We start from the raw sequence: 7189 nt of genomic DNA, 5'->3' as shown, positions 1-7189 counted from the left end.
TAAAAAAAATGATCATGCAGAAGGGCTCGTCCACGACGGTGTCGTAGGGCGAATGGCCGAGTTCCAGCGCGGTGGCGTAGATGAACGGCTTGAACGACGAGCCGGTCTGCCGCTTGGCCTGCGTGGCGCGGTTGAACACGCCCGAGACGCCGGTTTTCTTGCCGCCCACGATGGCGCGCACGGCGCCGTCCGACGACATCACCACGATTGCCGCCTCGACCACCGAGCCGGGCTTGGTGACCTTCTCGGCGTAGACCTTGTTCATCGCGTCCTCGGCAGCGCGTTGCAGGCGCTGGTCGAGGGTGGTGCGCACCACGAGGTCCTCGGAGGTCTTCTTGGTGAAGGCGTTGTCCTCGAGGTCGGACATGATCCAGTCGGCGAAATAGCCGCCGGTCTTCGATTCGGCCTCTTCCGAGAGGGTCGCGGGGTTGGCCATGGCGGTGTCGAACTGCTGGTCGGTCAGGTAGCCCTGATCGTGCATCAGCCGCAGCACGGTCGAGGCGCGGGCCTGCGAGCGTTCGAGGTTGTTGGTGGGCGCAAGCGACGAGGGCGCGGTCAGCAGGCCCGCGAGCATCGCGGACTGCTGCGGGTTCAGCTCGCCCGCGTGCTTGCTGAAGTAGCGCTCGGCCGCGGCCTCGACGCCGTAGGCGCCGCCGCCCCAGTAGGCGCGGTTGAGGTAGATCGAGAGGATCTCGTCCTTGCTGTACTTGGCCTCCATCGCCATGGCGTAGAGCGCCTCCTTGCCCTTCCGGGCCAGCGAGGTCTCGCGGCAGTCGGCGACGTATTCGGCTTCGTTCTTCCACTGGGTCGGGTCGAACTCGACGCCGAGGCAGAGCAGCTTCGCGGTCTGCTGGCTGATCGTCGAGCCGCCGTGGCCCGAGAGCGGGCCGCGGCCTTCCGAGAGGTTGATGCGCACGGCGCTCGCGACACCGCGCGGCGACACGCCGAAGTGCTTGTAGAAGCGCTTGTCCTCGGTGGCGACGACGGCGTTCTTGAGGTGCGGGCTGACGCTGTCGGCGGTCACGGCGCCGCCGAACTGGTCGCCGCGCCAAGCGAAGATCGAGCCGTTGCGGTCCATCAGCGTGACCGAGCCGCGCGCCCGACCGTCGAGCATCGCGTCATAGGAGGGCAGGGTGCTGTAGAAATAGGCGACGCCGAGACCCACGAGCAGGGCAACCACCGCGGTGACACGCCAGGTGATCGTCCAGATCAGCCCGAAGATCCAGCCGAAGACGCCGAGGATGAACCCGACAACGGGGTTGCGGCGCGGCGCCTTGCGGCTGCGCGCGGTCGATCTCGCGGATTTCTTCGTCGTTGTTTTCGTGGGCTTCTTAGGGCTTTTGCTGGCGTTCTGCGGGCTCTTTCTGCTGTAGCGCCGTTCAGCAACCAGCCGGCCCTTGCCCCGGCCTGAATCACTCATGTCTCTTCTGCCCGGTGTTCTTGTGTTTGCACCGCAGAATAACGGCTTTGACCGGGGATGTAGACCGCGAAACGGTCACAATGACGAGTTTTTAGTGTGCCTATCATTCGTGCATCTGTTCAAAAACAGTACATTTCTTGATCATCCTTGGGGCGCAGCCCCAGCGTTACAAGCCCCGTTTCTTTCAAACCCGAGCCGTGGGCGTCTTCCTGCCACTGCATAGTGCAGGCTGCGGTCTGCGAAATCGAAAGGGACCAAGGTGAAACTGATCATTGCGACGATCAAGCCGTTCAAGCTCGAGGAGGTGCGTGAGGCGCTCACCGGAATCGGCGTGCGCGGCATGATGGTGACGGAAATCAAGGGCTTCGGCTCGCAGTCTGGACACACGGAAATCTATCGCGGCGCAGAATACGCGGTGAATTTCGTGCCGAAGATCAAGCTGGAGATCGTGGTTGCGGCTTCCATGGCCGATCAGGTCGTCGAGACGATCACCAAGACCGCCCAGACCGGCAAGATCGGCGACGGCAAGATCTTTGTTCTCGACGTGCAGCAGGCCGTGCGTGTGCGCACCGGCGAAACCGACGCCGACGCGATCTGACCATCATCGGACCGCAGGATTATTAGGGACATCGCAACATGAAACTTCTCAAGACTCTCGCCCCGGTCGCCGCGCTGATCGCGCTGCCGTCGCTGGGCCTCGCGCAGGACGAGGGCCCCGTTCCGGGCGTGAACGCGTCGACTGACACGATCTTCATCCTCAACTCGCTGCTCTTCCTCATCGGCGGCTTCCTCGTGATGTGGATGGCCGCGGGCTTCGCCATGCTCGAGGCCGGCCTCGTCCGGTCCAAGAACGTCGCGATGCAGTGCATGAAGAACGTCGTGCTGTTCTCGCTGGCAGGCATCTTCTACTACCTCATCGGCTACAACCTGATGTACCCGCTCGGCACCTGGTCCATGGACGGCGTGCTGTCCGGCGTCTGGGGCCCGGCCGTTCTCGAAGCCGTCGGCGTGACCGCCGATGCCGCGGACGACTACTCCTACGCCTCGACCGGCTCGGACTTCTTCTTCCAGCTGATGTTCTGCGCAACCACCGCCTCGATCGTCTCCGGCACCCTCGCCGAGCGCATCAAGCTGTGGCCGTTCCTGATCTTCACCATCGTGCTCACCGCGATCATCTACCCGCTGCAGGCTTCCTGGAAGTGGGGCGGCGGCTTCCTCGACGAAGCGGGCTTCCTCGACTTCGCCGGCTCGACCGTCGTGCACTCGGTGGGTGGCTGGGCCGCACTGACCGGCGCCATCATCCTCGGACCGCGTATCGGCAAGTTCAAGGACGGCCGCGTCAACCCGATCCCGGGCTCGAACCTGACCCTCGCGACCCTCGGCACGTTCATCCTGTGGCTCGGCTGGTTCGGCTTCAACGGCGCATCGCAGCTTGCCATGGGCACCGTCGGTGACGTGGCAGACGTGTCGCGGATCTTCGCCAACACCAACATCGCCGCAGCCGGCGGTTCGGTGGCCGCGCTGATCATCACCCAGATCATGTACAAGAAGCCCGACCTCACCATGGTGCTGAACGGCGCCCTCGCAGGCCTCGTCTCGATCACCGCAGAGCCGCTCACCCCGACGCTCGGCGCGGCGCTGATCATCGGCGCAATCGGCGGCATCATCGTGGTCTTCGCGGTTCCGATGATCGACAAGCTCAAGATCGACGACGTCGTGGGCGCCATCCCGGTCCACCTCATCTGTGGCATCTGGGGCACCATCGCCGTGGTCTTCACCAACGCCGACGCATCCTTCGCGACCCAGCTCTACGGCATCGTCGTGGTCGGCATCTTCACCCTCATCTCCTCCGCGGTCGTGTGGTTCATCCTCAAGCTGGTCATGGGCATCCGTGTCTCGGAAGAGGAAGAAATCGCGGGCCTCGACATGGGCGAACTGGGCATGGAGGCCTATCCCGAATTCTCCAAAGGCTGATCTCCTCCTTCCTATCAGCCTTTCGTGACCAACTGCCCGGGCGCTTGCGCCCGGGTTTTTTCTTGCCCGGAGGGTGGTTTGAGATGCCCCCGGACCGCTGTATTGCGGCCTGCTGAAAGAATTTCGTGATCGGCGGGAACCTTCCGAGCCGCACCTCCGTTCCATTGATGAGGGCCAGGTCATGGTCGGTGCCCCTCGTTGCCCGCCTCCCCGCCCTTGCCAAGCGAATAGACATGGAAGGGAGGTCTTCATGACCGCCACTTATGACACGTCCCGTGCCGGCAGCTCTGCGCGCGCCGAACCGCTGACGCACCCCGGCTGGGGAGTGAGGCTGCTCGGCTGGATCTGCGTGCTGTTCGGTCTCGTCATCGCCATCGGCGGCGTCTGGCTGATCGCGCTGGGGGGAAGCTGGTACTACGGGCTGGCCGGGCTCGGGCTGATCGGAACCGGCATCCTGCTCAACCACGGCCGTATGGCGGCGCTCTGGCTCTATCTCGTTGTCTGGATCGGCACCGTCGTCTGGGCCTGGTGGGAGGTCGGCGCCGACTGGTGGGCGCAGGTCCCGCGCATGGTCGCACCGACGGTGATCCTCGTGCTGCTGCTGCTCTGCATCCCCAACATCCGCCGCGTCGTGCGGCGCCCGGCCTACTGACCGGACCCAACTGACTGGACAAGGAGGGCAGGGCGCGCGCGCCGGCTCTCGAGGAGGTCTCATGACATACATTCATTCCCGCAGCCTGTCGGTGCTCGCCCTGACCGCCGCGCTCGCCGCCCCGCTGGCGCCGGCGCTGGCGCAGGACACCGCACCGGCTCCCGACACCGCCACCGGCAGCGAAGAGGGCGCCCCGCCCGAGGCGCAGGACGCCACCCCGGCGGAACCCGCGCCCGAAGCGCCCACCGCCACCGACGAAGACGCCCCCGCACCGGCCGGGGACGACAGCGCGCCGTCCACCGAGGGAGACATCGCCCCGCCCTCCGACGGGGACAGCGCATCGCCCTCCGAGGAGGACAGCGCCGCCCCCGCCGAAGAGGCCCCGGCCCCGGCTGACGACACCGCCGCTCCGGCAGAAGAGGCTGCAGCCCCCGCCGAGGAGAGCGCGGCGCCGACGGAAGGCGCCACCACGGCCCCCGGTGACGACGGCGCGGCCACGGCGCAGGAACAGAACGACGCCCCCGCCGAGGACAGCGCCACCCCCGAGGCGGCGGAAGCGCCCGGCAACGAATCCGCGCCCTACGCCGCCGTCACCCCGAGCGATGTCGGCAGCGACTGGCCGTTCTGGGGCGGCGACGAGGCGGCGCAGCGCTATTCGCCGCTCGACCAGATCACCCCCGAGAACGTCGCCGGGCTCGAACGCGCGTGGGTCTATCACACCGGCGACCTGCCGAGCGGCGCCGCCGAGGGCAAGTACTCGCCCGAGAACACCCCGCTCAAGGTCGGAGACGACCTCCTGATGTGCACCGCCATGAACATCCTCGTCTCTGTCGACGCGAGGACCGGCGAGGAGAACTGGCGCTACGATCCCGAAGTGCCGGCCGAGGCCATCCCCTACGGCGCCACCTGCCGCGGCGTCTCGGTCTGGACGGACCCGGCCAAGGCCGAGGGCGACGCCTGTCGCACCCGAGTCATCGAGGGCACCATCGACGCCCGCCTGATCGCTGTCGACGCCGCCACCGGCGAGCCCTGCGCCGAGTTCGGCGAGGCCGGCAACGTCGACCTCTGGGAGGGCATCGGCGACAAGGTCCCCGGCTGGTACGCGGTGACTGCGCCCCCTGCCATCGTGCGCGGCGTCGTCGTCACCGGCGCGCAGGTCAAGGACGGGCAGGCCGAGGACGCCCCCTCGGGCGTGATCCGCGGCTACGATGCCCGCAGCGGCGCGCTGGTCTGGGCATGGGATCTCGCCGCCCCCGACGAGATGCGCAACGGCCCGCCCGAGGGCGGGACCTATACCCGCGGTACGCCCAACATGTGGACCACCGCGACTGGCGACGAAGAACTCGGCATGGTCTACCTGCCGCTCGGCAACTCGTCGGTGGACTACTGGGGCTCGAACCGCTCGGAGGTCGAGAACGACTACGCCACCTCGCTGGTGGCGCTCGACGCGACCACGGGCGAGGAGCGCTGGAAGTTCCAGACCGTGCGTCACGACGTCTGGGATTACGATCTCGGCAGCCAGGCCTCGCTGCTCGACTACCAGGGGCAGAAGGCCATCCTGCTCGCCTCCAAGCAGGGCGACGTCTACATCCTGAACCGCGAGACCGGTGAGCCGCTGACCCCGGTGGGCGAGGTGACCGACCTGCCCGAGTCGCCGGTCGAGCCGGACTACGTCGCCGACAGCCAGCCGGTGTCCGAGTGGTTCGACATCCGCAAGCCGGACCTCACCGAGAAGGACATGTGGGGCTTCACCCCCATCGACCAGCTCTGGTGCCGGATCCGCTTCCGCCAGGCGCGCTATGACGGCTACCTGACGCCCCCGGGCGAGGACTGGTACATCCAGTATCCCGGCTACAACGGCGGCAATGACTGGGGCTCGGTCGCCATCGACCCCGAGCGCAACCTGATGATCATGAACTACAACGACGTGCCGAACTTCAACCGGCTGGTCCCGCGCGAGACCGCGGATGCCGAGGGCTGGAAGCCGATCAACGAGACCGGCAACGGCGGCGGTGCCGGCGCCGAGGGCGCGGGCGACCCGCAGGCCGGCGCGCCCTACGCGATCCAGGTGAACGCCGGCTGGCAGTCCGAACTTACCGGCATGCCCTGCACCCGCCCGCCCTACGGCGGGATCACCGCAGTCGACCTCGAGACCGGCAAACAGGTCTGGGACACGCCCATCGGCACCGCGCGCCGCAACGGGCCGTTCGGCATCCCCTCGATGCTGCCGGTCAAGATCGGCACGCCCAACAACGGCGGCTCGGTGGTCACCAAGGGCGGGCTGATCTTCATCGGCGCCGCCACCGACAACCTGTTCCGCGCCATCGACCTGCAGACCGGCGAGACGCTCTGGTCAGACGTGCTCGACCAGGGCGGGCAGGCGAACCCGATCACCTACGAGGTGGACGGCGAGCAATACGTCGTCATCGGACCGGGCGGTCACCATTTCATGCACACGCCGGTAGGGGACGCGCTGGTGGCCTACAAGCTGCCCTCGGGCTCGTAACCCCACACACCGACAGACGCCGCGCCACCCCGGCGCGGCGTCCTTCCCGTACCTCCCCCTTCGCGCCTTCATCTTGCCGGTCAAATTCCCGGCGGCGCTTGCAGGTGGCGCTCGATCTGCGTATCCCCAACCCACCCGGAGACGCCGCACTACCCGAGCTCTCTGCCCTCGCCGCATCTCCCCAGCGCGCCGTCATGTGATCAGGCACAGTCCGGTGGATGACGCCACGTCGGACCACGAACTGCCAAAGGATTCGTAACCCCACATCAACAAACGCCACGCCACCCCAGGGAAGCGTGCTTCCCACACGTCCCCCTTGCGCCTTCATCTTGCCAGATAAACTCCGGGGGTGAGGCGCATCGCGCCGAGGGGGCAGCGCCCCCTCTCCAACGCCGCCAGAGCAACCGGCGGCCCGAGCTCAGCTCCGCGTCTTCACCCGCTCGAGCCTTTGTCGGGCGATGTCCTCGTTGCGCTCCGCCTGCCGGTCGGCGGCGAGCGCGCCTTCCACGTAGGCTAGGTGCGCCTCGACCGCCGCGCGCGAGGCGGCCGGATCGCGGGCCTGCAGCGCGGTGTTGATGGCCCGGTGCTGGTCGAGCAGCGCTTCGCGGGTGGTGCGTTGCTTGAACATGATCGAGCG

Annotated in this window: 6 protein-coding genes; 4 read left to right on the top strand and 2 right to left on the bottom strand. The window is 67.2% G+C overall.

Annotated features, from left to right (window positions below; genetic code table 11):
- Window positions 1-1420: transglycosylase domain-containing protein (locus HC022_RS15510; protein WP_175583600.1), on the bottom strand; the 1420-nt coding region annotated here is incomplete at its 3' end.
- A gap of 259 nt (window positions 1421-1679) precedes the next feature.
- Here HC022_RS15510 and HC022_RS15505 point away from each other — a divergent pair.
- The 4 genes from HC022_RS15505 to HC022_RS15490 all read left to right on the top strand — a co-directional run bounded on the left by HC022_RS15505 (window position 1680) and on the right by HC022_RS15490 (window position 6552).
- Window positions 1680-2018 (top strand): P-II family nitrogen regulator, encoded by a 339-nt coding sequence (locus HC022_RS15505; RefSeq protein WP_008883046.1) that lies wholly within the window; start codon window positions 1680-1682, stop codon window positions 2016-2018.
- Window positions 2019-2056: 38 nt separating this feature from the next.
- Window positions 2057-3394, top strand: coding sequence for an ammonium transporter (locus HC022_RS15500; RefSeq protein WP_008882984.1), 1338 nt, complete (start codon window positions 2057-2059; stop codon window positions 3392-3394).
- Between the two features lie 250 nt (window positions 3395-3644).
- On the top strand, window positions 3645-4046 hold the full coding sequence (locus HC022_RS15495; RefSeq protein WP_008883399.1) for a hypothetical protein: 402 nt from the start codon (window positions 3645-3647) through the stop codon (window positions 4044-4046).
- A 61-nt stretch (window positions 4047-4107) separates the two neighbouring features.
- Complete coding sequence (locus HC022_RS15490) at window positions 4108-6552, top strand: pyrroloquinoline quinone-dependent dehydrogenase (RefSeq protein ID WP_167453048.1); 2445 nt, start codon at window positions 4108-4110, stop codon at window positions 6550-6552.
- Between the two features lie 418 nt (window positions 6553-6970).
- On the opposite strand, the gene HC022_RS15485 is transcribed toward HC022_RS15490, so the two are convergent.
- Window positions 6971-7189, bottom strand: a 219-nt coding sequence (locus HC022_RS15485; RefSeq protein ID WP_368484677.1) for an FCD domain-containing protein, incomplete at its 5' end; no start/stop codon positions are given.

Origin of the sequence: Salipiger sp. HF18 (assembly GCF_011806505.1) — a bacterium.
In the GTDB taxonomy this organism is placed as follows: domain Bacteria; phylum Pseudomonadota; class Alphaproteobacteria; order Rhodobacterales; family Rhodobacteraceae; genus Salipiger; species Salipiger thiooxidans.
The sequence above is the reverse complement of the archived record's forward strand: the minus strand, read 5'-3'. Positions and strand labels throughout refer to the sequence as shown.

Coding starts and splice junctions, on each gene's coding strand:
- HC022_RS15500 (WP_008882984.1), top strand. CDS start 2,057: ATGAAACTTCTCAAGACTCTCGCCCCGGTCGCCGCGCTGATCGCGCTG.
- HC022_RS15495 (WP_008883399.1), top strand. CDS start 3,645: ATGACCGCCACTTATGACACGTCCCGTGCCGGCAGCTCTGCGCGCGCC.
- HC022_RS15490 (WP_167453048.1), top strand. CDS start 4,108: ATGACATACATTCATTCCCGCAGCCTGTCGGTGCTCGCCCTGACCGCC.